This window comes from Bacillus sp. JJ675 (assembly GCF_036963165.1).
In the GTDB taxonomy this organism is placed as follows: Bacteria; Bacillota; Bacilli; order Bacillales; family Bacillaceae; genus Bacillus; species Bacillus glycinifermentans.
Genome location: NZ_JBALMR010000084.1, coordinates 58,779 through 82,024, shown reverse-complemented (window position 1 = coordinate 82,024; position 23,246 = coordinate 58,779). Strand labels below are relative to the sequence as shown.

Genomic DNA, 23,246 nt, shown 5'->3' with positions numbered 1-23,246 from the left:
CTCCCTTTTCCTTTAATGAGAGAAGCCGTGTCCCCTCTCCGTCCTTTCGGAAAATAACCGTGATTTCCCGGTTGTCCCGATCAATGCGGGCGATGCTGATCGGCCGCCTTAACAAAGGGGTGACAGACTCGGCGACTTTCAAATGAAGGAACTGGCCGGGGGCGCTGCACGACTCAGCGAGCTCCCCTTTCAGCACCATTTGATAAATGTTATCGGCAATGCAATCGTTGGAACGAACCGTCATATATCCTTTTTTCATCTGACGGCCGCCGCCTCTTGACCGACTTTGACAGCGGGCATATGATCGGCGCGGAAGCTCATGCTTTCTAGCACCCTCAAAATCGCTTCTGCCGTGTCTAATGACGTCAGGCAGGCCACGCCGTTTTCCACCGATTCCCGTCTGATTCTGAAGCCGTCCCTTTCCGGCTGCTTTCCTTTTGTCAAAGTATTCACGACGAACTGCGCTTCCCCGTTGCGGATGACGTCAAGCAGATTCGTGCCTTCCTCGCCGATTTTCCCGACGGTTTTCACAGGGACGGATGCCGCCCGCAGGCAATCTGCCGTTCCTTCTGTCGCCAGGATTTTATAGCCGATGGCGTGGAACCGTTTGGCGATATGGAGTCCTTCTTCCTTGTCTTTATCAGCGACGGTCAGAAGCACAGATCCGTAATTCGGGATCTGGATGCCTGAAGCGATCAGTCCTTTATAAAGCGCCTTTTCGAGTGTCGTATCTTTCCCCATGACTTCACCAGTCGATTTCATTTCCGGACCGAGCGTGATGTCCACTCTCCTCAGCTTTGCGAAGGAGAAGACCGGAACTTTTACATAGACGCCTTCCTGCTCTTTTTGAAGGCCTTCTGTATATCCCATATCGGCAAGCTTTTGGCCGAGAATGACCTTTGTCGCGAGATTTGCCATCGGAATTCCGGTGATTTTGCTGAGGAACGGCACCGTCCGGCTTGAGCGCGGATTCACCTCAAGGACATAGACCTCATCTTTTGAAAGGACGAACTGAATGTTGAGCAATCCGATGATGTTCAAGCCTTTCGCGAGTTCGACCGTATACTGTTCGATCTTTTTCTTGATCTCTATAGAGAGCGATTGCGGCGGATAGACGGCAATCGAGTCTCCGGAGTGGACGCCCGCCCGTTCGATATGCTCCATGATCCCCGGAATGACGATCGTTTCCCCGTCGGAAATCGCGTCGACTTCGATTTCTTTTCCGATTAAATATTTATCGATGAGAACAGGATGCTGCGGGTTGATTTTGACCGCATGTTCCATGTAATGAAGAAGCTCTTCTTCATGGTACACGATCTCCATCGCCCTTCCGCCGAGAACGTAGGATGGGCGCACAAGCACAGGGTAGCCGATACGGCCTGCGATTGTGACGGCTTCACCCACAGAAGTTGCCGTTTTGCCGAGCGGCTGAGGAACATTCAGCGTTTCAAGCGCATTCTCGAATTTGTCGCGGTCTTCTGCGCGATCCAAGTCCTCCAGCGACGTTCCGAGAATGTTTACCCCCCTCTCTGCCAGTTCATTGGCGAGATTGATCGCAGTTTGTCCGCCGAATTGGACGACGACGCCTTCCGGCTGCTCCAAGTCGATGACATGCATGACATCTTCAATCGTCAGCGGCTCAAAGTACAGCTTGTCGGAAATGCTGAAGTCCGTCGACACAGTCTCAGGGTTGTTGTTAATGATAACCGCTTCATAGCCGGCTTCTTTGATCGCCCAGACCGAATGCACCGTCGCATAGTCAAACTCAACCCCCTGGCCGATCCGGATCGGGCCTGAGCCGAGCACGACCACGCTCTTTTTCCCGGTTCTTAAAGACTCGTTTTCTTCTTCATACGTGCTGTAAAAATAAGGCGTTTCCGATTCAAATTCGGCCGCGCACGTATCAACCATTTTATAAACCGGCGTGATGCCCGCTTCTTTTCTAAGCTCATACACCTTTCGTTCAGGCATTTCCCACAGGCGGCTGATGAAGCGGTCTGAAAAGCCGAGTTCTTTCGCCTCTTTCAACAGCGCAAGATCGCCGCGCTCCGCTTGCAGTTTTTCTTCGAAGCGGATAATCCCTTCCAGTTTATACAGGAAGAAAACGTCAATCTTAGAAAATTCGTGGAGATCAAGGACAGTATAGCCCCTTCTGAACGCTTCTGCCAAATAGAAGAGCCGTTCATCGCCCGCTTTTTTGATCCGCTTCTCAAGCACGCCATTTGTAATGTCTTCTGCATCTTTTAATTCAAGGTGGTACACGTCTGCTTCAAGCGAGCGGACCGCTTTAAGAAGAGATTCCTCCAACGTTCTGCCGATCGCCATCACCTCGCCCGTCGCTTTCATCTGCGTGCCGAGTTTGCGGTTTGCCGATTCAAACTTATCGAACGGCCAACGCGGAATCTTTGAGACGACATAATCAAGCGCCGGCTCAAACGAAGCATACGTTTTTCCTGTCACAGGGTTCATCATTTCATCAAGAGACAAGCCGACGGCGATTTTGGCAGCGAGCTTTGCAATCGGGTACCCTGTCGCCTTTGAAGCGAGCGCTGAAGAACGGCTGACCCGCGGGTTGACCTCGATAATGTAGTATTGGAAACTGTCCGGATCAAGCGCCAGCTGCACATTGCAGCCTCCTTCGATTTCGAGCGCGCGGATGATTTTAAGCGATACATTGCGAAGCATTTGGTATTCGCGGTCGCTCAGCGTCTGGCTCGGTGCGACGACGATGCTGTCTCCGGTATGGATGCCGACGGGATCGATGTTTTCCATATTGCAGACGACGATCGCGTGATCGTTCGAATCTCTCATCACCTCATATTCGATCTCTTTATATCCGGCAATGCTTTTTTCGAGCAGACATTGATGAACAGGGCTCATTTTCAAGCCGTTCTCAACGATTTCCTTCAGTTCATCTTCATTTGAACAGATTCCTCCGCCGGTTCCGCCGAGCGTGTATGCAGGTCTGACGATGACCGGAAACCCGATTTTCCCGACAAAATCTTGGGCTTCTGCTAACGAATGGATAATGTCGCTTTCCGGCACCGGCTCGTTGAGCTCATTCATCAAGCTTCTGAACAAATCGCGGTCTTCCGCCTTTTGAATCGCGGACAATTTCGTGCCGAGCACTTCAACGCCGCACTCTTCCAAAATGCCGTTCTCTGACAATTCGACCGCCAAATTCAGGCCTGTCTGGCCGCCCAAGGTAGGCAAAATCGCATCAGGGCGCTCTTTACGGATAATCCGCGTTAAAAACTCGAGCGTCAGCGGTTCGATATAAACCCTGTCTGCCATTTCCGTATCCGTCATAATCGTCGCCGGATTGGAGTTGACGAGAATGACTTCATAGCCCTCTTCTTTTAAAGCGAGGCACGCTTGGGTGCCCGCATAATCAAACTCTGCCGCCTGGCCGATTATAATCGGACCTGAGCCGATCACCAAAATCTTTTGAATGTCTACGCGTTTAGGCATACCGTTTCCCCTTCTTTCTCTGTCGTTTCAATCATCTGCAGAAATTGATCAAATAAATGGTTGGCATCCTCAGGTCCCGGTGAAGCTTCCGGGTGATATTGCACCGTAAAGGCAGGCTCTGATTTATGTTTCAGGCCTTCAATCGTGTTGTCGTTGATCGCCACGTGCGTCACTTCAAGCGGCGTATTTTCAACAGATGAAACCGTGTAGCCGTGGTTTTGCGCCGTGATCGATACTCTGCCCGTTTTCAAGCATTTTACCGGATGGTTGGAGCCGCGGTGGCCGAATTTCATCTTGACGGTCTCAGCTCCGCATGCGAGCGCGAACAGCTGATGTCCGAGGCAGATCCCGAACAGCGGCACCTTGCCGAGAATGTTTTGGATCATGGCAATCGCTTCAGGTACGTCCTTCGGATCCCCAGGTCCGTTTGACAGCATGACGCCGTCAGGCTTGAGCTGCATGATTTCTTCAGCGGTTACATGGTGGGGGACGACGATACAATCGCATTTGCGCTTGTTCAATTCCCTTAAGATGCCATGTTTCATGCCGAAATCAACAAGCACGATCCGCTTGCCTCTTCCAGGGCTCGGATAGGCGGTTTTCGTTGACACTTGACTGACCTGATCCCGCGGAAGCTCCGTTTCTTTCATTTTTCTGATCAAAGCGTCCGCGTCCTCATCAGGACCGGCGAACATCCCTTTCAGCGTCCCTGCCGTACGGATCATTCTCGTCAGCTTTCTCGTATCGATTCCCGACAAGCCCGGAATGTTCTTCATTTTCAAATAGTCATCCAGCGTATATGCCGAACGCCAGTTTGAAGGAAGTTGACATAACTCTTTTACTATAAACCCTTTGACATAAGGTGTAATCGATTCAAAATCGTCTCTGTTGATGCCGTAGTTTCCGATCAGAGGATAGGTTAATGTGACAATCTGCCCGCAGTAGGAAGGGTCTGAGAGAATTTCCTGATAGCCCGTCATCCCCGTGTTGAACACGACTTCCCCCATTGTGTTCTCCAGGCTGCCGAAGGCCTTCCCTTCAAATATCGTTCCGTTTTCAAGCACTAGACGTCTTTTCATTTTACGAGTCTCCCCTCTTTGTAAGCGACTTTTCCGGCAGCCATCGTCAATACAGGCCAGCCGAAGCAGTTGATGCCGTCAAACGGCGTATTTTTTCCTTTGGAAAGAAAGCGGTTTTTATCGATTTTGTCTTCTTTTTCAAGATCGATCAGCGTGATGTCCGCCGGTCGTCCGGCTTCAAGCCTTCCGTATGGCAGTCCGAATGCTTCACAAGGCTTAACCGTCATATAATCGACAAGCTGTTTTAATGTCCAGGCACCGTTTTTGACAAAGTGCGTGTACAGAAGCGGAAAAGCCGTTTCCAAGCCGACGATTCCAAACGGGGCGAGGCTCATCGTCTGCTGTTTTTCCGCTTCCGTATGCGGGGCATGGTCTGTTGCGATAAAATCGATCGTTCCATCGAGAAGCCCTTCCAAAAGCGCTTCCCTGTCTTCTTTGCTTCTGAGAGGCGGATTCATTTTGTAATTCGTATCAAGCCCCGGTATATCTGTGTCGCAAAGCAGCAAATGGTGCGGCGTTACTTCCGCAGTGACGCGGATTCCGGCCTTTTTAGCGTCGCGGACGGCCCTGACCGATTCCTTCGTGCTGATATGGCAGACGTGATAATGGCAGCCTGCCGCTTCCGCCAGCAGCACGTCTCTTGCAATATGAACCGCTTCACAGATCGAAGGAATTCCGTTTAGACCGTGTTTTTTTGCAAATTCCCCGTCGTGCACGCTTCCCCCGTAGATCAGCGAATTGTCTTCACAGTGGGCGACGATCGCTTTGTTGATCGAGGCCGCCTTTTTCATCGCCTCAAACATCATTCCGGCAGTTTGGACGCCGACTCCGTCGTCTGTAAAGGCGAATGCGCCTGCTTCGGACAATTCGTCGAAATCGGTCATGTCTTTGCCGGTCTGTCTGACCGTAATCGAGGCGTACGGAAGGACCCTGACAGATGCCGTTTCCTGAATGCGATTTGTCAGCCAATCCATTTGTTCTTTCGTATCAGGGACAGGTCGTGTGTTCGGCATCGCAGCTACCGTCGTGAAACCGCCTCTTGCCGCTGCTTGTGCACCCGTTTCAATCGTCTCCTTTTTCTCTCCGCCCGGCTCTCTGAAATGGACGTGAAGGTCGATGAGTCCGGGAGAGACGAACAGTCCTTCAGCATCAATGACCGATTCGCCCGGTTCGGCCTCAAGGGTGCCGATCTCGCTTATGACTTCCCCTTCTATCCTGATGTCACGCTTTATTTTTTCGCCGTTTTCATCCAGCATGAAGCCGTTTTTAATTAAATAAGACATAAGCCTGATCTCCCCTTTTTTCGTTTTCGCGTTTCTCAAGCGCTCTTTTTAAAACCGCCATTCTGATGTAGACCCCGTTTTCCATTTGTTTAAAAATCCTTGATTGCGCCGATTCCACAAGCGCGCTGTCGATTTCGACGCCGCGATTGACCGGGGCCGGGTGCATAATGATCGCGTCCTTTTTCAAACGCTTCGCCCGCTCCAGCGACAATCCGAATGTTTGCAAAAACCCGCGATCGGCCGTTTTCGTCTGATGGCGCTCGTGCTGAATCCGAAGCAGCATCACGACGTCTGAATTGGCGACCGCTTCGTCCGCCGGCACATAAGTCCCGTACGGATTATCCGCATCCCGCCACTCGTCCGGTCCTGAGAAAAGAACCGCGGCCCCGAGCCTTGAGAGCACTTCGGCGTTCGAGCGTGCCACTCTGCTGTGCTTGATGTCGCCGTGAATCGATACGGTCAGTCCGTCAAATTTGCCGAATTCCTCGTGAATCGTCATTAAGTCGAGCAGAGATTGCGTCGGATGCTGGCCGCAGCCGTCTCCGGCATTGATTACCGGAATGCCGACACGCCCGACCAATTCCTTGTAATAATCATCCTCCGAGTGCCTGATCACGCAAACATCTGCGCCGATGGATTCAAGCGTTCGTACCGTATCGTACAATGACTCCCCTTTTTGAACGCTTGTCGATACACCGTCCAGATTCAAAACATTCATGCCGAGCTTCTTCTCTGCGACTTCAAAGCTGAAGCGCGTCCGTGTACTCGGCTCAAAGAACAAGTTGGCAGCAAACTTTCCGGAGAGAACGCGATCAGATTTGCCTTTTTTCAGCGCTTCCGCCTCTTCAATCAGACCGAAAATCTCCTCAAGACTCAGCTCGTTCATTGCGGTCAAATGTTTCAATGTTTACCCCTCCGCTTTCATTGAATGTTTTTATAAAAAAACCCCAAGCCGTATGGCTTGGGGTATAGTGAATCAGAGAATGCGCTTATGCACTTCCCTTTCAACAACCCTTTCAAGCCTCTCTGGACTTCATTTAAAAGGTCTTCCGTATGCGTTTTTTAAGCTTCTGTCCCACCCTGATCTTCTTTTGATTCCGGCAGAACAAGGTTTAAGATCACGCCGACGATTGCGGCAAGCGCCATGCTGGACAGCTCAAATCCGGAGATTTTGATGAATGCGCCGCCGACCCCGATGACGAGAATGACGGATGAAATGATCAAGTTTCGTTTGTTTTCCAAATCGATTTTATTGTCAATCAGCATGCGGAGCCCGCTTGATGCGATGATGCCGAAGAGCAGGAAGGACACGCCTCCCATGACGGCTGAAGGAACCGAGCTGATCAGCGCGGAAATTTTGCCGACGAAACCGAAGCACAATGCAATGACGGCGGCTCCGCCGATGACGAACACGCTGAAGACCCTCGTGATCGCCAAAACGCCGATGTTTTCTCCGTATGTCGTTGTCGGCGGCCCGCCGATGCAAGAAGCGATCATCGTCGCGACGCTGTCTCCTAAGATGGAGCGATGGAGCCCGGGCTTCTTAATGAAATCCCGGCCGACGACTTTGCTTAGAACCATCTGGTGTCCGATATGCTCGGACATGGTTACGAATGCGACGGGCACCATGGCCAGTCCGATGACGGCAGCTGCGGTGGTCGGCGTATAATCAACAAACGGCAGAACGAAATCCGGAACCGCGAACCATTTGGCATCCGCCACCATTTGAAAGTCGACGATTCCTTGCGTGAGGGCGAACAAGTATCCGCAGATGATTCCTATAAGTACCGGTATCAGGCTGAAAAAACCGCGCAGGAAGATTGCGCATACGATCGTCACGGCAAGCGTAAACCCGGCTACGCCGAAGTGTTTTGCGCTGTATACGAGCGTTTCGGCATTCGGATTTTCGTACATCGCCATATTAACCGCCGTGCTCGCCAGTCCGAGCCCGATGACGATGATGACCGGTCCGATGACAATCGGCGGCAGAAGCTTCATCAGCCAGCCCGTGCCGAGCCGCTGAATGAATAAGGCGATCAGCCCGTAGACAATCCCGGCCATAAACGCGCCGATCATGGCTGCTCCAGGGCCGCCGGCAGCTTTAGCCGCAAGGATCGGGGCGATAAACGCGAACGATGATCCTAAGTAAGCGGGAATCTGTCCTTTTGTAATCAACAGGTATGCGAGTGTCCCGAGTCCGCTCGTAATCAGCGCGACACCCGGGCTCAAGCCGACCAGTTTCGGCACGAGGATGGTCGATCCGAACATGGCGAACAAATGCTGAAGACTGAATGAAAGCCAATTCAGCGGTTTTGGCACTTCTCTTACATCTAAGTTAACGTTTTTCTGACTCATAATTTTTCCTCCTGATGATCGACTCATTTTCTATGATGTCTTAAATCCGGTAAAGATAACGACCATTAAAAAAGCCTCTTTGCATATGCGCAAAGAGGCAGACCAAAATCGTCACTGCTATGAAGTGACTGTCCCGTCTAATCCCTCTTTGCAAACTCTCTGGAATGCACTTAAAAAAGGATATAATCATTCATTTTTTATAAATCGCCGCAAGGTCGCGGCCGTCAACTTCTTCGAGCTGAACCATGACCTTTTCGGATTTTGAAGTCGGAATGTTTTTTCCGATGAAGTCAGCCCTGATCGGCAGCTCCCTATGACCTCGGTCAACGAGGACGGCGAGCTGTATTGCAGAAGGCCGTCCGACGTCTACTAGCGCGTCCATCGCCGCTCTGACCGTCCGTCCCGTGTAGAGGACATCATCGACGACGATCACCTTTTGATCGGTAATGTCAACCGGAATATCCGCGCCTTTGACCAGCGGTTCCTCATTGGCCGTTTTTTTGGACAGATCGTCTCTGTACAGCGTAATGTCGAGTTCTCCGACGGTCACTTTGTTTCCTTCAATTTGTTCGATTCGTTCGGCAAGGCGCTTTGCCAAATAAATCCCTCTCGTCTTGATTCCGACGAGGATGCAGTTGTTCATTCCCTTGTTTCGTTCGATCATTTCGTGGGCGATTCTTGTCAGCGCCCTTCTGATCGCCTGTTCGTCAAGTACAACAGCCTTTTCCTGTCCTTCCATGACAGATGCACCTCATCTCTTGATAAAAGGATAAAACAAAAACCCCTTCTGGCAGGCAGAGAGGGGTCTTTAAAGCGAATATACCCATTCACTTGTCCGATATCCTTCTCAGCCTCTCTGGACTGTGTTAAAGAATCTGTTCTAACTTCGTTTATTATTTCAAAAAAGAAATCGTCTGTCAATGATTATTTCGAAGTTTGTCGAGAAGATTTTTCATATCGTCTGGCAGGGGCGCCTTAAATTCGATATATTCCCCTGTCCGAGGATGATCAAATCCTAAAACACCGGCATGCAGAGCCTGTCCGTTGAAATCGATCGTTTTCTTCGGTCCGTATTTCGGGTCTCCGGCAAGCGGAAAGCCGATGTATTTCATATGCACCCGAATCTGATGGGTTCTTCCAGTCTCCAGCCGGCATTCAACCACGGTAAAATCGTCAAACCGCTCTTTCACTTCAAAATGAGTCACCGCATGCTTTCCGTTTTCCCTTGTGACCGTCATGCTCTGCCGGTCTTTTTTATCTCTTCCGATCGGCGCATCGATCGTTCCGTGGTCATGGGGAATAACCCCATGAACGAGCGCCGTATAGATTCTTGTCACCGTCTTATTGACAAGCTGGGATACAAGGGACTCATGGGCCATATCGTTTTTGGCAACCATCAAAAGCCCTGACGTATCTTTATCAATCCGGTGGACGATCCCCGGACGCATGACGCCGTTGATGCCTGACAGATCATCGCAATGCGCCATCAAGCCGTTGACAAGCGTTCCCGTCAGATGGCCGGGAGCCGGATGGACGACCATCCCGCGCGGTTTGTTGACGACAAGGACATCCTGGTCTTCATAATAAATATCGAGATCCATCGGTTCAGCCAAAACGTCGAGCGGTTCAGGGTCAGGGACATCGACTTTCACGACATCGCCCGGCTGAACTTTGTAGTTTGCTTTGACAGCCTTTTCGTTCACATGAACGCGGTCTTCTTTAATCCACTGCTGAACTTGTGTCCGCGACCAGTCCGATTCCATCGCGGTCAAGTATTTATCAATCCGTTCGCCTTTGTGGCCGTTTTGAACGGTCATCTCGTATTGCTCCATGTTACAGCTCCTTCTTCTTCTTTCCGTCTAACAGCATTTGCACAAACAAAAGCAGGACGCCGATGCATAAAGACGAATCGGCAACATTAAAAATCGGATAATGATAGTTGACGATCGTTACATGTATAAAATCGACAACCTCTTGTCTGAACACGCGGTCGATAAAATTGCCGATTGCACCGCCGAGCATCAAACCGAGCGAGATGCCGAGCAGTTTTTGCCCTTTTGCATGCTTTTGGATGTAGTAGATGATGCCGATTATCACAACCGTTGTAATGATGTAAAAAAACCACATCTGACCGGCGAGAATTCCCCATGCCGCGCCGGTATTCCGATGTGACGTGATCTGCAGGAAGCTGCCGATGACCGGAATGCTTTCCCCGTATACCATGTTGCTCACGACAAGCCATTTCGTTAATTGATCGATGCCGATAATAAACAATGCAAGTATGTAATAAGGCACAAACCGTTCCTCCAGTTTCTGTTTCTCTTCATTTAAGCATTTTATCAAGAAAAAGAAAAGGAGTAAAGGAATAATCATTGACATCCTTAAAAGAGGGCGGACCGCCTGCCCTCTTTCCAACATTACGAATAAAGCGCCTCATCGTACGTTTCATCTGTTTCAGCCCAAATAGGAAGCGTCTTTTTCTCAAACTGGATATGGTACAAAAAGTCATCCGCCGTCCTTGCCGTCGGCAAAACGGCCATCTTTGAATACGGGATCACCTTTCCTGTTTCTTCGCAAATCCCATACGTTCCGTTTTCTATTTTTGAAAGGGCTAAAAGCACATCCTGGAGTTCTTCTTTCACATGGTATATAAGAGTCGCCTGCTGATAGGACCGGTTTACCTGAGAACCTTGCTGAAAAAATGAATACTCAAACAACCGTGATTCAAGTTCCTGCTTCATTTGAAGAAGTTCGTCTTGTATGTTTGCCAGCTGATCGTTCACTCCTGCATCAACTCCTGCTTTTATCGTTGTGCTTTTAGTGTTACCGACAATGCAGATCTCAAAGCCCATAAGATTTTTCCTGACGTTCAAAACAGTGTCAGGTTTGGGAAAGCGCCGCTGTTTTGCCGGCAAAAAAAAGCGGCCCGGATGTCCGAACCGCTTTGGGTAATGTTAATAATACGTTTTGACGATCTCTGCACAGCGAGGGCAAAGCTCAGGATGGTCAGGATCATGGCCGATTTCTTTAGAAACCATGCGGCACCGTTCGCAAGTCTCGCCTTCCGCCTGTTTAACGACGATTTTACCCGTCTCAAACGTTTGCGCATCTTCCGGAACTTCCGTTTCGGCGATGGTCAATTCGGAAACGATGAAGAGCTGTTTCAAATCTTCGTTGATCGAAGAAAGCAGCGCCCTTGACTGTTCAGTTGGATACAGCGTCAGGCTTGCAACGGAAGATTTTCCGATCACCTTTTCGTTCCGCGCTGTTTCAAGCGCCTTTAACACATCGTCGCGAAGGTTCATGAAGCGGTCGAATTTCTCTTCCGTCTCTTTCGCATTCGGGATTTCTTTCGTTTCAGGCATATCGGTAAGCTGCACGCTTTTTTCCGTTACAAATGTGAAGTGGCTCCACATTTCTTCTGCCGTATGCGGCAGGATCGGCGTAACGAGCTTAACGAGTGCGACCAATGTTTCGTAGAACACGGTCTGCATTGAGCGGCGGTCTTTTTGATCAGCATGCTCAATATAGACGACATCTTTAGCGAAATCCATATAGAACGAGCTGAGCTCGATCGCGCAGAAGTTGTGGATCGTATGGTAGATCACGGCAAATTCGTATTCTTCGTACGCTTTTTTGACTTTTTCGATGACGTTGTTCAGCTTGATCAGCATGTACTGATCCACTTCACGGAGATCCTTTACAGGAACCGCATCTTTTGCCGGATCAAAATCGGCAATGTTCCCGTGAAGGAAGCGGAACGTGTTGCGGATTTTCCGGTACACTTCAGCGACTTGCTTCAAAATCGCGTCAGATACGCGGACGTCTGCTTGATAGTCTACAGATGCCACCCACAGCCTCAAAATATCGGCGCCGAACTGGTTCATGATTTTAGCCGGAACGACGACATTGCCGAGCGACTTGCTCATTTTGCGACCTTCTCCGTCGAGCGCAAATCCGTGAGACAGGACGCCTTTATACGGCGCTTTTCCGGTTACGGCGACCGCTGTTGAAACCGATGAGTTGAACCAGCCGCGGTATTGGTCAGAGCCTTCAAGATATAAGTCGGCAGGCCTTACCAGTTCTTCCCGTTCTACTAACACGGCCTGGTGGGATGAACCTGAATCAAACCAGACATCCATGATATCCTGCTCTTTCGTGAACTTGCCATTCGGGCTTCCAGGGTGTGTAAAGCCTTCAGGAAGCAGCTCATTCGCCTCTTTTTCAAACCAAATGTTTGATCCGTGCTCCCTGAACAATTCAGAAACGTGTTCGATCGTTTCATCGGTAATGATCGGTTCACCGTTTTCGGCGTAGAATACCGGAATCGGCACGCCCCATGCGCGCTGTCTTGAAATACACCAGTCGCCGCGATCGCGAATCATATTGTAAAGGCGCGTTTCGCCCCATTCAGGCATCCATTTTGTTTCCTTAACGGCTTCAAGCAGCTCGTCTCTAAAGTCTTTGATTGACGCAAACCATTGCGCAGTCGCGCGGAAAATCGTCGGTTTTTTCGTTCTCCAGTCGTGCGGATAAGAGTGGGTGATGAAATCAAGCTTCATCAAAGCGCCGTTTTCTTCAAGCTTTTCCGTAATCGCCTTGTTGGCCTGATCGTAAAACAGTCCTTCAAATCCCGGCGCCTCGCTTGTCATGTTTCCTTTCTCATCGACAGGGCACAAAACGTCAAGGCCGTATTTCTGGCCGATGATAAAGTCGTCTTCCCCGTGTCCGGGAGCGGTATGAACGCACCCTGTACCGGCGTCTGTCGTCACGTGCTCGCCGAGCATGACGAGCGAGTCTCTGCCGTATAACGGATGGATGGCTGTGATGTGTTCCAAATCTTTTCCTTTTACCGTCTTGACGACTTCCGGATTTTCAAAGCCGAGCGTTTGTGCCGTGCTGTCGACCAATGCGCTTGCGATGACATAGCGTGAGCCGCCTGAAGCGACGACGCTGTATTCCAAATCCGGATGCACGGCGATTCCAAGGTTTGCCGGGATCGTCCAAGGCGTTGTCGTCCAGATGATGAATTTTTCGCCGTTTGTCAAAACGCCTTTTCCGTCTTTTACGTCAAACGCAACATAGATCGACGGTGAGCGTTTGTCGTAATATTCGATTTCCGCTTCAGCCAAAGCGGATTCGCTTGAAGGGGACCAGTAAACAGGCTTTAAGCCTTTGTAAATATAGCCTTTTTTCGCCATTTCGCCGAACACTTTAATTTGCTGCGCTTCAAACTCAGGTTTTAGCGTCACATACGGATTTTTCCAATCCCCTCTGACGCCGAGGCGCTTAAATTGCGCTTTTTGGCCTTCGATCTGCTGCCACGCATACTCTTCGCAAAGCTTGCGGAATTCGGCTACAGACATTTCTTTGCGCTTTACTTTTTTGTTTTTCGTAAGGGCTGTTTCAATCGGCAGCCCGTGAGTGTCCCAGCCGGGCACATATGGCGCATGATAGCCGTTCATCGATTTGGAACGGACGATGATATCCTTCATGATTTTATTGAGGGCATGCCCCATATGGATGTCGCCGTTCGCATACGGAGGTCCGTCATGCAGGACAAACAGCGGTCTGCCTTCCGTCCGTTGCTGAACGAGGCGGTAGATGTCCATGTCCTCCCATTTTTCCTGAATCTCAGGCTCCCGCTTCGGCAGGTTTCCCCTCATTGGAAAATCCGTCTTCGGCATCAAGAGCGTATCTTTGTAATCCATTCCCATTCCTCCAAACCATTTTTCTAAAACAAAAAAAGCCTTTTCATCCCATAAGGGACGAGAAGGCTTTGATCTCGCGGTACCACCCTTTTAGATAAGCCCGGTTTCGGCTTATCCGCTCAAACATCGTAACGTGATGGGACGTCCTTTCCTACTGCAAGGTTCAGAAAGGAAACTTGAGGGCTGATTCGCAAAAACTCCGGCAATCCCGGGCTCACACCGCCCCCGGGTCGCTTCGATTGCTTTATTGGAATTGATGCCGATCCCTCTCAAACGTTTTTCATCTCGATTTTATGAACGTATTATATGCGAATTGGCACAAACATGTCAAGATTGAACGGAAAATCTATTCCCTTTCATCCATGACAGCGTCCACTTCGTATTCGAGCAAATGATCCCAATCATCGTTTTTCAGAAGGTCAAGCTGTGCTTCGATCAGCATTTGGAAGCGGGTTCTGAATACTTTTGACTGTTTTTTCAGCTCTTCGATTTCCATGGCGATCTTTCTCGATTTGGACAATGCTTCATTGATGATCCGGTCTGCGTTCTTCTCAGCTTCGCGGACGATGAGCTTCGCTTCTTTTTCAGAGCTGCGCTTTACGTCCTCTGCTGCTTCCTGTGCGACAAGAATCGATTTATTCAACGTCTCTTCAATCGTTGAAAAGTGTCCGAGACGCTCATCAAGCTCATTTACCTTTGCTTCAAGCTCAGTTTTTTTGCGGAGAACGATTTCGTAGTCTTTTCTCACCTGGTTCAGAAATTCGTTCACTTCGTCTTCATCATAGCCGCGGAACGCTTTGGTAAATGTCTTATTATGAATATCATTTGGCGTCAAAGGCATTCTGCCCACCTCCATTATTTTTCTGTATGTACAAACGTCCTATTCAACATTATAAAGCAAAATTCGACCGGACGGAGAAAAAAACTGTAAAACGGCTTATTTTTGTTTTGCAAACGTTACTCTCCACTTGCCCTTTTTCGTTTTCCCGTCAATGCTTTTCAGCGTGAAACGGCCGAATCCGCGGACAGACAGCATGTCCCCTTCCGCGAGCGAATAAGAAGGATCATCGACCACCTTCCAGTTCACTTTCACAAGACCGTTTTTGACAAGCGTCTGCGCTTTTTGCCGGGATTGTCTGCTCACCGACGAGCAAAGTGCATCAAGCCTCAAGGATGAAACTGTGTCATCTCTTATTTCGACATCTTGTTCAGGGACTTTAATCTTTGAAAGCGGAATTTTTTCAAGAGACACCTTCACCCTCCCGACATGAGTCAGCTGGGAAAAAACGAAATCGGCAACTTCCTCTGAACAAATAAACTGCCGCGTTTCTCCCGAAAAGATGAGGTCGCCGAATTTTTGCCTTTTCAGCCCGATCCCCATCAGCGACCCGAGAAGCTCGCGATGCTCAATCGAAGCAAACTTCTCCGGATACGCCACTTCCCAGGCCTGAAGCTGAAAGTCTTCCGCATCAGGCTCTATATATTCCGGATAAAGCACGGCACGTTTCCGCTCTGCTTCGGGATAGCCGCCGCAAAAAGCCAGCTTGACTTCGTCCGACCGGCCGATGACGGATGTTACGATGACCTGTTCCCGAGGATCGAGAAAATCGGACAGCTTCATCCGGTATTGTTCTGTCACGATTCTTTTCCATTCGAGCACCTGGTCGATGAATGGCTCTTCGTCTTTTCTGAAATGCTGGTAAATATCGCTCATCGTCTTCCCTTTCTATGTAAAGAGGCCCGGCTTTTAAAGGCCAAGCCCAAAGCTTGCCCGCTCATCCCGATGGCGGCGCTCAAGATGCTGCAAGTCTTAATTCCGCAGTCCTTACTGGACAAGCGCTTAAATCGAAGAAAGCATCCTGAAAACCGCAGCAAGCCCAGTTTTTGCAAAATTCAGGACGAAAATCGCCACGATCGGAGAAATGTCAATCATGCCGATCGGCGGAATGATTTTTCTGAACGGCTCAAGATACGGTTCGCATAAAGATGCCAGCACCCTGCCGATCGATGTTTCCCGGGCGTTCGGCACCCAGGACATAAAGATGTAAATGATCAGCGCAAAGGAATAAACGGTCAAAAGCGAGCTTAAAATGTTATAAAGTAGGATCATCTGCGATTTACCACCTCTGATGTTCTTCTTCTATGAGCTCGGAAATCGTGCCGGATACATCGACGTTTTCAGGCGTGCATAAAAAGATGTCAGATCCGATCCGCTGAATATCGCCGCCGAGGGCGTAGACCGTTCCGCTTAAGAAATCGACGATTCTTTTGGCCTGGTCGTGCTGAATGCGCTGCAAGTTGACGACGACGGAGCGGCGGTTTTTCACGTGGTCTGCTATTTCCTGGGCTTCCGCGTACACCCGAGGCTCACTTAACACTACTTTAGAAGATTTTTGCACGCTTTGCAAACTTACGACATTCTGCTTCCCAGCCGCTTTTGACTGGTAGGCGGTTCTGTCTTTTGATTCCTCTTCTTCAGGGATTTCCTCCCTGTCTGTTTCAATATATTCGTATTCATATTCCTCATCATCCAAGGAAAAAAAGTTTTTGAACTTGTTTTTAAGACTCATGATTGTCCACCTCCAGTTTCATTTCCGACTAAGGAAGATCCGATTCTGACGAATGTCGCGCCTTCCTCGGCAGCGATTGTAAAATCATTCGACATTCCCATCGACAGCTCGCTGCAAGGCGCGTTCCATTGATCCAGCTTCCGAACCTCGTCGCGCAGCTCTCTCAGCTGGCGAAAACAGTTTCTGATTTCCGCCTCGTCGTCCGTATACGGCGCCATCGTCATCAGCCCGACGATTCTGATGTTTTCATACGCGGACAGTTTTTTCACAAAAGGAAGAACCTCTTCTTTCGCCATGCCGTGTTTTGAAGGCTCAAGGGACGTATTGACCTGCACGAAACAGTCAACCGGTTTTCCCGCCCTTTTTTGGATTTCATCCGCAAGCGAAAGCCTGTCCAAAGAATGAATATATGAAACGTGATCGATAACCGCTTTTACTTTTCTCGTTTGCAGCGTTCCGATAAAATGCCATACCGGACCGTCGTCCTTCAGCATCTCATGCTTATGAAGCAGCCCGGAATCCCGGTTTTCACCCAAATGCTTGATCCCTGCATCAAGCGCCTCCCGCGCTCTCTCGGGCGAGACGTATTTGGTAACAGCGATGATGGATACCTCGCCGGGCGATCTTCCCGCCCTTTTACACGCTTCGTCTATTCTATCCTGTATATGTCGTAGATTGCTTTTTACATCCACCTGTTAGCTATACCTCCTTTAACCCGATGAAGGACATCATCCGTCCCGTCTTTCCCCGGTCTCTGCGGTGGGAGAAAAACAGGGAACGCTCGCAGCTTGTGCACAGCGAACTGACTTTAATTTGCGCGTCGGGAATTCCCGCATGTATAAGAAGCTGCCTGTTCACTTCTTTCAGTTCCAGGCTGTACTCCCCTTCTTCAGCCGGCAAAAAAGCTTTGTCTACCTCTTGAAGCGGAAGCTGTTTCACTTTGTTGATGACACGGTCGTCCACCGTATAACAGCAAGCGCCGATCGAAGGGCCGATCACGGCTTGGATATCCCCTGGATTAGACCCTTCACGGGTGACCCAGGTTTCAACCATTTTCCCGGCAATTCCCTTGACGGTTCCTTTCCATCCCGCGTGGGCGACACCGGCAAGCGAGCGCACAGGGTCGTAAAAATAAACAGGAACGCAATCTGCAAAACAGAGCGCTAAAAATAGATTTTTCTCGTTTGTATACAGCCCGTCTGTTGCCTCTAAAGCCGTGTCATATTGGAAAGCGCCTCTGCCTTCATGTTCGCGCGTCACTTTTTGAATGCGGTCTTCGTGCGTCTGGTCCGCAAACACCCAGTTACGCAGATCTGTTTGCAGAAAGCCGGCAATCTTTTTTCGGTTCTTTTCGACATGCCGTTCATCATCCTGAACGTGCAGCCCTGTATTTAATGATTGAAAAGGCGGCTTACTTTCCCCGCCGTTTTTTGTCGTAAATCCCGCTGTAATCGCTCCGCCGGCTTCCGCCGGCTGATCCCAATCCTCGATCAAAAGCAATGACGGAGCATCAAGACGAAAGGGTTTATATGTACTCATGCTGATCAGCCTTTCGACAAACGTCTTATTCTTACATCATATCGCTCCTATTTTAACACAACTTTCCGCTTTCGTTTAGTTTCGTTTCAAAAAACTAAACGAAATGTATTTTTTGAAATATGATTAGCTTAAACGAACTAAAATGACGTCTTCCCCAATTTTAACTATATTTCGCCACGGAATGACAATCTCCTCTTCTTTTCCGAAAAATCCGAATACTTTCCCCGTTCCCCCGATCACGATCGCCTGGATTTTCCCTGTTGTAACATTGATGTCAATGTCGCCGATGCTGCCGAGCTTTTTTCCGTTTGATACATTGACAACATCCTTCACCTGGAATTCGGAAATGTTCATCATCTTTTTTAAGCGCGCCTCCCTTATCATCAGCTGTCCTTTTCTATTTATATGAAAGGCAGTCTCTTATTTAGACTGCCTTTTCGGTTACTTTATTCAGCTTTTTTTCCGCCGATTAAAATATCAAGGTGAACGGTAATGGAAGCCGATTCTTTTTTTGCAAAGGATGCGATTCGTTCCTTCTCTGCGTTCCAGGATAAAGGCGTCATTTTGATGAGCGGCAGGAGCTGCTGCCGGTCTAAAACAGTGCGGTAAATAGTCCGTCCTGTCTTTCAGGTCAAAGTGCGCGCGGAATCGGTCTGCCGGGTCGGACCGGGACGGCTTTTCCGGGGCATCGTAGAAGGCTTCCCTTAATTCCTTCAGATGGCCGCCCTTTGGAATCGCTTTGATGACGATGCCGTCGTCTGATAACAGCCTCTTAAATTCCGCATAATTGGAAGGCGACAAAATATTGAGGATCACATCGATTGAACGGTTCCGAAACGGGGCGTTTGCCAGATCGGCGACACACCAAATCGCCTCTCTTTCATGCTTGGCCGCCGCCAAAATCCCCGTTTTCGACAAATCCATTCCGACGCCAAGAAGGGACAGCCCTGAGCGCGATTGAAGTTTTTCGGTAATTCTCGCCAAATGAGAGCCTTCTCCGCAGCCTGCATCAAGGATTGTAACGGTTTTGCCGGACGGCAGGCCTGCTTGTTTCATCCGGTCTGTGACCATTCTTTCGAGCGGTTCAAAAAAGCCGCCGGCGGCTATTGCTCTCCTTGCTTCAAACAAATCTTTGTCATATTTGACAGCGGAAGAATGCTGCACGACATTCAAATACCCCGCTTTTGCAATGTCAAATGTATGCCTGTTTCTGCAAATTAAACTTTTTAAATCGATAACGGTCATATCTGCGGCGCAAAGCGGGCATTGAAACATCATCTCATGCCTCTTCATAAGCGCTGCGCTTTTCAACTTCTTATTCATCATGCTGCACCTCATTCATTCGTTTGTTAGATAAATGAAAAAGACATAGACAAATAAACCCGCTCCATCGGATTGTTAAAAAACCGACAGTGTGGGTGCCGTTCTCTTGTCTATACCTTTCATTATCTGTAACGAATGAATTGGATGATCATGATGGTGAACTCCTTTATTAATGACGTTCTTCTATATCTTAACAGGTCATTGCCGATCTGGAAAGCGGCATTTGTTTGATACAGACTCAGAGAAGGCGGCTTCCGCTTTCATCAGCCGCCGTTCCTTGAATCTATCCGTTCACATTGGCGGGCTTTTTCTTTGATAAATACGGCCTGCCATCCGTCCAGACGGCTTTTACAGGCGTTTCAAAGAAGGCTGATAAAACATCGTCACACATCATTTCTCCCGTTTTCCCTTTAGCAAATACTTCCCCTTTTTTTAGCAGCAGCGTTTTGCCGAAAACCGGAAGAATTTCTTCGGCGTGGTGAGTGACATACAGCATCGATGGCGCGCCTTCTTTTTTCGCTATGCTTTCGATCGTTTCCAGCACCTGTTCCCTTGCGATGAAATCAAGGCCTGTGACAGGCTCATCAAGAATCAGGAGCTCGGGGTCGGACATTAGCGCCCGTGAGATCAGCACTTTTTGCTTTTCTCCCTGTGACAGCGTTTCATACCTTCTGTCCGCATAATCGATCGACCCGAATTCTTCCAAAAAGGAAATGGCTTTTTCCCTGATGTCCTGTGTCGGTGTCTGGTACAGTCCGATCGAAGCAAATGCGCCGCTGAGGACGATTTCAAAGGCTGAGTCCTCAGGGTAGAGCTTTTGCTGCAATACTGCTGAGACAAGCCCGATCTTGCGGCGGAGCTTTTCGCCGAGCTCCGATTTGCCGAACTCATGCCCGAGTACGTTCACCCTCCCTGCTGTAGGAAAATAGTATGCGCACAGCATATTGAGCAAAGCCGTTTTGCCGGCGCCGTTTAAACCGTACAGCGCCCAGTGCTCTCCACCCTTTACGGTCCAGTCCACCCCCTTTAGTATCCATTTTCCGTTTCGCTTTAATGACGCTTGTTCAAGCTGTAAAACCATGGTTATGCCCCTCTCTAATTATGTAAATATTCTGATAAATGAAAATATAATTCTTTTATTATAGCTTATAAAGACGGCAATGTGAATGATCATTTTCCTCTTGTGAACGTGTAAAAGCCGCAGGGTGTCTGCGGCTTTAATGGATATTCTTATTCATTTGTTTAATTGCTGCTTTTTCGAGCCGTGATACCTGGGCCTGGGAAATTCCGATCTCCTCGGCGACTTCCATTTGCGTCTTCCCTTGAAAGAAGCGCTTTCTGAGGATCATTTTTTCGCGCTCATTGAGCCGTCTCATGCCCTCTTTTAAAGCAAGCTCTTCAATCCATTGCGAATCTTTGTTCCGCTCATCGCTGATTTGATCCATTACATAGATCGGATCTCCTCCATCATTATAGATCGGCTCAAACAGCGATACGGGATCCTGAATGGCATCAAGGGCAAAGACGATTTCTTCGTGAGGGACTTCCAGTACTTTGGCGATTTCTTCGGCTGTCGGCTCCCTGCTTGTCTCACTGATGAGACGCTCCCTGACCTGAAGCGCTTTGTACGCGATATCCCTGAGTGACCGCGATACGCGGATCGGATTGTTGTCGCGCAAATATCTGCGGATTTCTCCAATGATCATCGGTACAGCGTATGTTGAAAACTTAACATTGTGGCTCAGATCAAAATTATCAATTGATTTCATTAGTCCGATACAGCCGACTTGAAATAAGTCATCAACATATTCTCCTCTGTTGTTAAACCTTTGAATGACGCTTAAGACAAGGCGCAAATTGCCGTTAACAAGCTTTTCTCTTGCTGAGCGGTCTCCTTCTTCCTGCATTTGCTTGAATAACTTTCTCATCTCTTCATTCTTGAGCACGGGCAGTTTTGATGTATCAACCCCGCAGATTTCAACTTTATTTCTCGACACTTTTTTCCCTCCCTACAGGAGCTGCTGTACAAAGTTCAGTATCTCCTCGGGTGGGAAAAATATGCATCGCGAATTCCCAAAAATAAGCAGGCGATCAGACAAACCCTTTGCTGCCAAAGCTTCAATTTTTTTAAAAAAATTACACCATTTTGTTGAATTCTTTCCTCAATCTTTTGATGATCCTTTTTTCAAGCCGGGAAATATACGATTGCGAAATACCGAGCATATCCGCCACATCTTTTTGCGTTTTTTCTTCTCCTCCGACAAGGCCAAATCGCAGCTCCATGATTTGCTTTTCCCTGTCGTTCAGCTGCTCGAGCGCTTTTTTCAGCAGCTTTTTGTCGACGTTTGCTTCGATATCTTTGGTGATGATGTCGTTTTCCGTGCCGAGTACATCCGAAAGCAAAAGTTCGTTTCCGTCCCAGTCGATGTTCAGCGGTTCATCAAATGATACTTCCGAACGGATTTTATTGTTCCGCCGCAAGTACATTAATATTTCGTTTTCTATGCACCTTGAAGCATATGTAGCCAGCTTGATTTTCTTCTCGGGGTTAAACGTGTTCACCGCCTTGATGAGGCCGATCGTGCCGATCGAAATTAAATCCTCGATGTTGATGCCCGTATTTTCAAATTTTCTGGCGATATATACGACAAGCCGCAAATTGCGTTCGATCAAAATTGCCCGCGCCGCCTGATCGCCGTCAGGCAGCTTATGGAGAAGCACCTGTTCCTCGTCTTTCGATAATGGAGGCGGCAGTGCTTCGCTTCCTCCGATATAGTAAATTTCATCGCTTTTTAAACCGAGCTTCATTAAAAGTTTATACCATAAATAGGTCAGCCTTAATTTTAGTTTTTTCATTTTCCTCCCCCTTCTAAATAAGCGTCCCCGGGAGTATGATAGTGTAACGGGGCCCGAGGTTTTACGAAACGCGTTTGACAGGATGGCCGGACATCATTTTCGGGTGGACGATCGCATCGAATTCATCGTCGGCCGAAAGCGGCGACGTATTGATGCCGATCAGGCATTTGGGCGCTTCAAGAACCTCCTTTTTCGTATAAATGAGCACATGATCCGGCTTTACACACAGCAAAAACTGATGCTGATGGCCGACGCCTCTGTATGGGATCAAGCGGATTCGGCCGAAGTGCGGAAACCGGTCATCGAGCAGGCCGACGGCGTCAAGCGGGCTGTTTTCCAAGATGACCGTGCTTGCTTCTTCGCCAAGCATGCTTTTCAGCTTTCCGATATTGACAATCATGACAGGCGTTTTTGTAATCGGGTCGTAGAGCTGGTTGCCGGAATCGATCAGTCCATGAAAATGAAGCGTATGCCCCTCGACATCCACCTCCAGCAAAACGCGTTCTTCGTATTGGATCTTTTTCGCCTCCACGTCCTCAAAACGCTTTTTGGAAAACAGCCAGACAGCCGGAAATCCCGCAGCAACAAACAGCCAGCTGACAGGGTCGCCAAATCCGGACCAATTGGTCATAAAGACGCCGTTTTCCAAGATCGAGTCCGTCTCCATCAAAGAATGAACTCCGATGATTCCCCCTCCCATTAAAAAAGTGACAAAATAAAAAGAAAACAAATGCTGCAAAAAAAAGCGAAACCGTTTAAACCCGAAAGTCGAAAGAACGATTACGATGGAAAAAGACAGCTTGCCGGCCGGATGGAGGACATACGGCGAAAAAGGAGTAAACATGAACAGAACGATGCTTGACGCGATAAGCGCTCCTAAGATCAGCCTCCGCTTTTTAACCCTCCGCTTCAGCATAAATGCGGTCAACAGTAAAAGCAGCAAGTCAAAACAAAAATTCAACAGCCAAATCGCATCCAAATAAACTTCCACATCCGTCCCCTTTCGGTTCGTATTCTCTTTCCTGCATAGTTGTTTTCATAAGTATAAATCAAGCCCAA

General features: G+C 48.9%; 22 protein-coding genes, 1 pseudogene and 1 other annotated feature. All 23 genes and pseudogenes read right to left on the bottom strand.

Translation table 11 applies throughout. From position 1 onward, the window contains the following. A pseudogene (locus V7126_RS20500) lies at positions 1-259 on the bottom strand (NAD-dependent dihydroorotate dehydrogenase B electron transfer subunit); the annotation flags it as partial. Continuing rightward, positions 256-3,471 (bottom strand): carbamoyl-phosphate synthase (glutamine-hydrolyzing) large subunit, encoded by a 3,216-nt coding sequence (carB, locus tag V7126_RS20495; protein WP_335498633.1) that lies wholly within the window; start codon positions 3,469-3,471, stop codon positions 256-258. The pseudogene V7126_RS20500 and the gene carB, both read right to left, overlap by 4 nt. Next, on the bottom strand, positions 3,456-4,550 hold the full coding sequence (locus V7126_RS20490; protein ID WP_046130704.1) for a carbamoyl phosphate synthase small subunit: 1,095 nt from the start codon (positions 4,548-4,550) through the stop codon (positions 3,456-3,458). Before V7126_RS20490 ends, carB begins: the two co-directional genes overlap by 16 nt. After that, positions 4,547-5,833: a dihydroorotase gene (locus tag V7126_RS20485; RefSeq protein ID WP_175076827.1), complete on the bottom strand. Its 1,287-nt coding sequence runs from the start codon at positions 5,831-5,833 to the stop codon at positions 4,547-4,549. The genes V7126_RS20490 and V7126_RS20485 overlap by 4 nt, the downstream gene beginning before the upstream one ends. Further along, entirely contained in the window at positions 5,817-6,737 is a 921-nt protein-coding gene (locus V7126_RS20480; protein ID WP_046130706.1) for an aspartate carbamoyltransferase catalytic subunit, read from the bottom strand. Before V7126_RS20480 ends, V7126_RS20485 begins: the two co-directional genes overlap by 17 nt. A gap of 158 nt (positions 6,738-6,895) precedes the next feature. Continuing rightward, positions 6,896-8,188: a uracil permease PyrP gene (pyrP, locus tag V7126_RS20475; RefSeq protein WP_046130707.1), complete on the bottom strand. Its 1,293-nt coding sequence runs from the start codon at positions 8,186-8,188 to the stop codon at positions 6,896-6,898. 190 nt (positions 8,189-8,378) lie between these two features. After that, positions 8,379-8,927, bottom strand: a complete 549-nt coding sequence (gene pyrR / locus V7126_RS20470) for a bifunctional pyr operon transcriptional regulator/uracil phosphoribosyltransferase PyrR (RefSeq protein WP_046130708.1) — start codon at positions 8,925-8,927, stop codon at positions 8,379-8,381. A 178-nt stretch (positions 8,928-9,105) separates the two neighbouring features. Then, positions 9,106-10,020, bottom strand: coding sequence for an RluA family pseudouridine synthase (locus V7126_RS20465; protein ID WP_175076829.1), 915 nt, complete (start codon positions 10,018-10,020; stop codon positions 9,106-9,108). A gap of 1 nt (position 10,021) precedes the next feature. Next, positions 10,022-10,561 (bottom strand): signal peptidase II, encoded by a 540-nt coding sequence (lspA, locus tag V7126_RS20460; protein WP_236809822.1) that lies wholly within the window; start codon positions 10,559-10,561, stop codon positions 10,022-10,024. Positions 10,562-10,605: 44 nt separating this feature from the next. Beyond that, entirely contained in the window at positions 10,606-10,971 is a 366-nt protein-coding gene (locus V7126_RS20455; RefSeq protein WP_175076830.1) for a TraR/DksA family transcriptional regulator, read from the bottom strand. A 171-nt stretch (positions 10,972-11,142) separates the two neighbouring features. Further along, a complete protein-coding gene (gene ileS / locus V7126_RS20450) occupies positions 11,143-13,899 on the bottom strand; it encodes an isoleucine--tRNA ligase (protein ID WP_335498624.1) in 2,757 nt (918 codons plus the stop codon). 50 nt (positions 13,900-13,949) lie between these two features. Beyond that, positions 13,950-14,182 (bottom strand) — a binding site (T-box leader). A 63-nt stretch (positions 14,183-14,245) separates the two neighbouring features. Continuing rightward, positions 14,246-14,740, bottom strand: a complete 495-nt coding sequence (locus V7126_RS20445) for a DivIVA domain-containing protein (RefSeq protein ID WP_046130711.1) — start codon at positions 14,738-14,740, stop codon at positions 14,246-14,248. A 96-nt stretch (positions 14,741-14,836) separates the two neighbouring features. Next, complete coding sequence (locus V7126_RS20440) at positions 14,837-15,613, bottom strand: RNA-binding protein (RefSeq protein ID WP_335498621.1); 777 nt, start codon at positions 15,611-15,613, stop codon at positions 14,837-14,839. 126 nt (positions 15,614-15,739) lie between these two features. Beyond that, the gene (locus V7126_RS20435) at positions 15,740-16,009 is read right to left on the bottom strand and encodes a YggT family protein (RefSeq protein ID WP_046130713.1); all 270 of its coding nucleotides are present in this window, start codon (positions 16,007-16,009) and stop codon (positions 15,740-15,742) included. 7 nt (positions 16,010-16,016) lie between these two features. After that, positions 16,017-16,469, bottom strand: a complete 453-nt coding sequence (gene sepF, locus V7126_RS20430; protein WP_046130714.1) for a cell division protein SepF — start codon at positions 16,467-16,469, stop codon at positions 16,017-16,019. After that, positions 16,466-17,161: a YggS family pyridoxal phosphate-dependent enzyme gene (locus V7126_RS20425; protein ID WP_175076833.1), complete on the bottom strand. Its 696-nt coding sequence runs from the start codon at positions 17,159-17,161 to the stop codon at positions 16,466-16,468. Before V7126_RS20425 ends, sepF begins: the two co-directional genes overlap by 4 nt. 7 nt (positions 17,162-17,168) lie before the next feature. Then, a complete protein-coding gene (pgeF, locus tag V7126_RS20420; protein ID WP_175076834.1) occupies positions 17,169-18,008 on the bottom strand; it encodes a peptidoglycan editing factor PgeF in 840 nt (279 codons plus the stop codon). A 123-nt stretch (positions 18,009-18,131) separates the two neighbouring features. Next, a complete protein-coding gene (locus V7126_RS20415) occupies positions 18,132-18,365 on the bottom strand; it encodes a YlmC/YmxH family sporulation protein (protein WP_046130773.1) in 234 nt (77 codons plus the stop codon). A gap of 120 nt (positions 18,366-18,485) precedes the next feature. Further along, the gene (locus V7126_RS20410; protein ID WP_335498617.1) at positions 18,486-19,331 is read right to left on the bottom strand and encodes a putative RNA methyltransferase; all 846 of its coding nucleotides are present in this window, start codon (positions 19,329-19,331) and stop codon (positions 18,486-18,488) included. A gap of 283 nt (positions 19,332-19,614) precedes the next feature. Beyond that, a complete protein-coding gene (locus tag V7126_RS20405; RefSeq protein ID WP_175076836.1) occupies positions 19,615-20,412 on the bottom strand; it encodes an ABC transporter ATP-binding protein in 798 nt (265 codons plus the stop codon). 136 nt (positions 20,413-20,548) lie between these two features. Further along, complete coding sequence (gene sigG / locus V7126_RS20400) at positions 20,549-21,328, bottom strand: RNA polymerase sporulation sigma factor SigG (protein WP_046130718.1); 780 nt, start codon at positions 21,326-21,328, stop codon at positions 20,549-20,551. 139 nt (positions 21,329-21,467) lie between these two features. Continuing rightward, complete coding sequence (gene sigE, locus V7126_RS20395) at positions 21,468-22,187, bottom strand: RNA polymerase sporulation sigma factor SigE (protein ID WP_003181573.1); 720 nt, start codon at positions 22,185-22,187, stop codon at positions 21,468-21,470. A 61-nt stretch (positions 22,188-22,248) separates the two neighbouring features. Further along, the gene (gene spoIIGA, locus V7126_RS20390) at positions 22,249-23,178 is read right to left on the bottom strand and encodes a sigma-E processing peptidase SpoIIGA (protein WP_046130719.1); all 930 of its coding nucleotides are present in this window, start codon (positions 23,176-23,178) and stop codon (positions 22,249-22,251) included. Between the last annotated feature and the right edge of the window lie 68 nt (positions 23,179-23,246).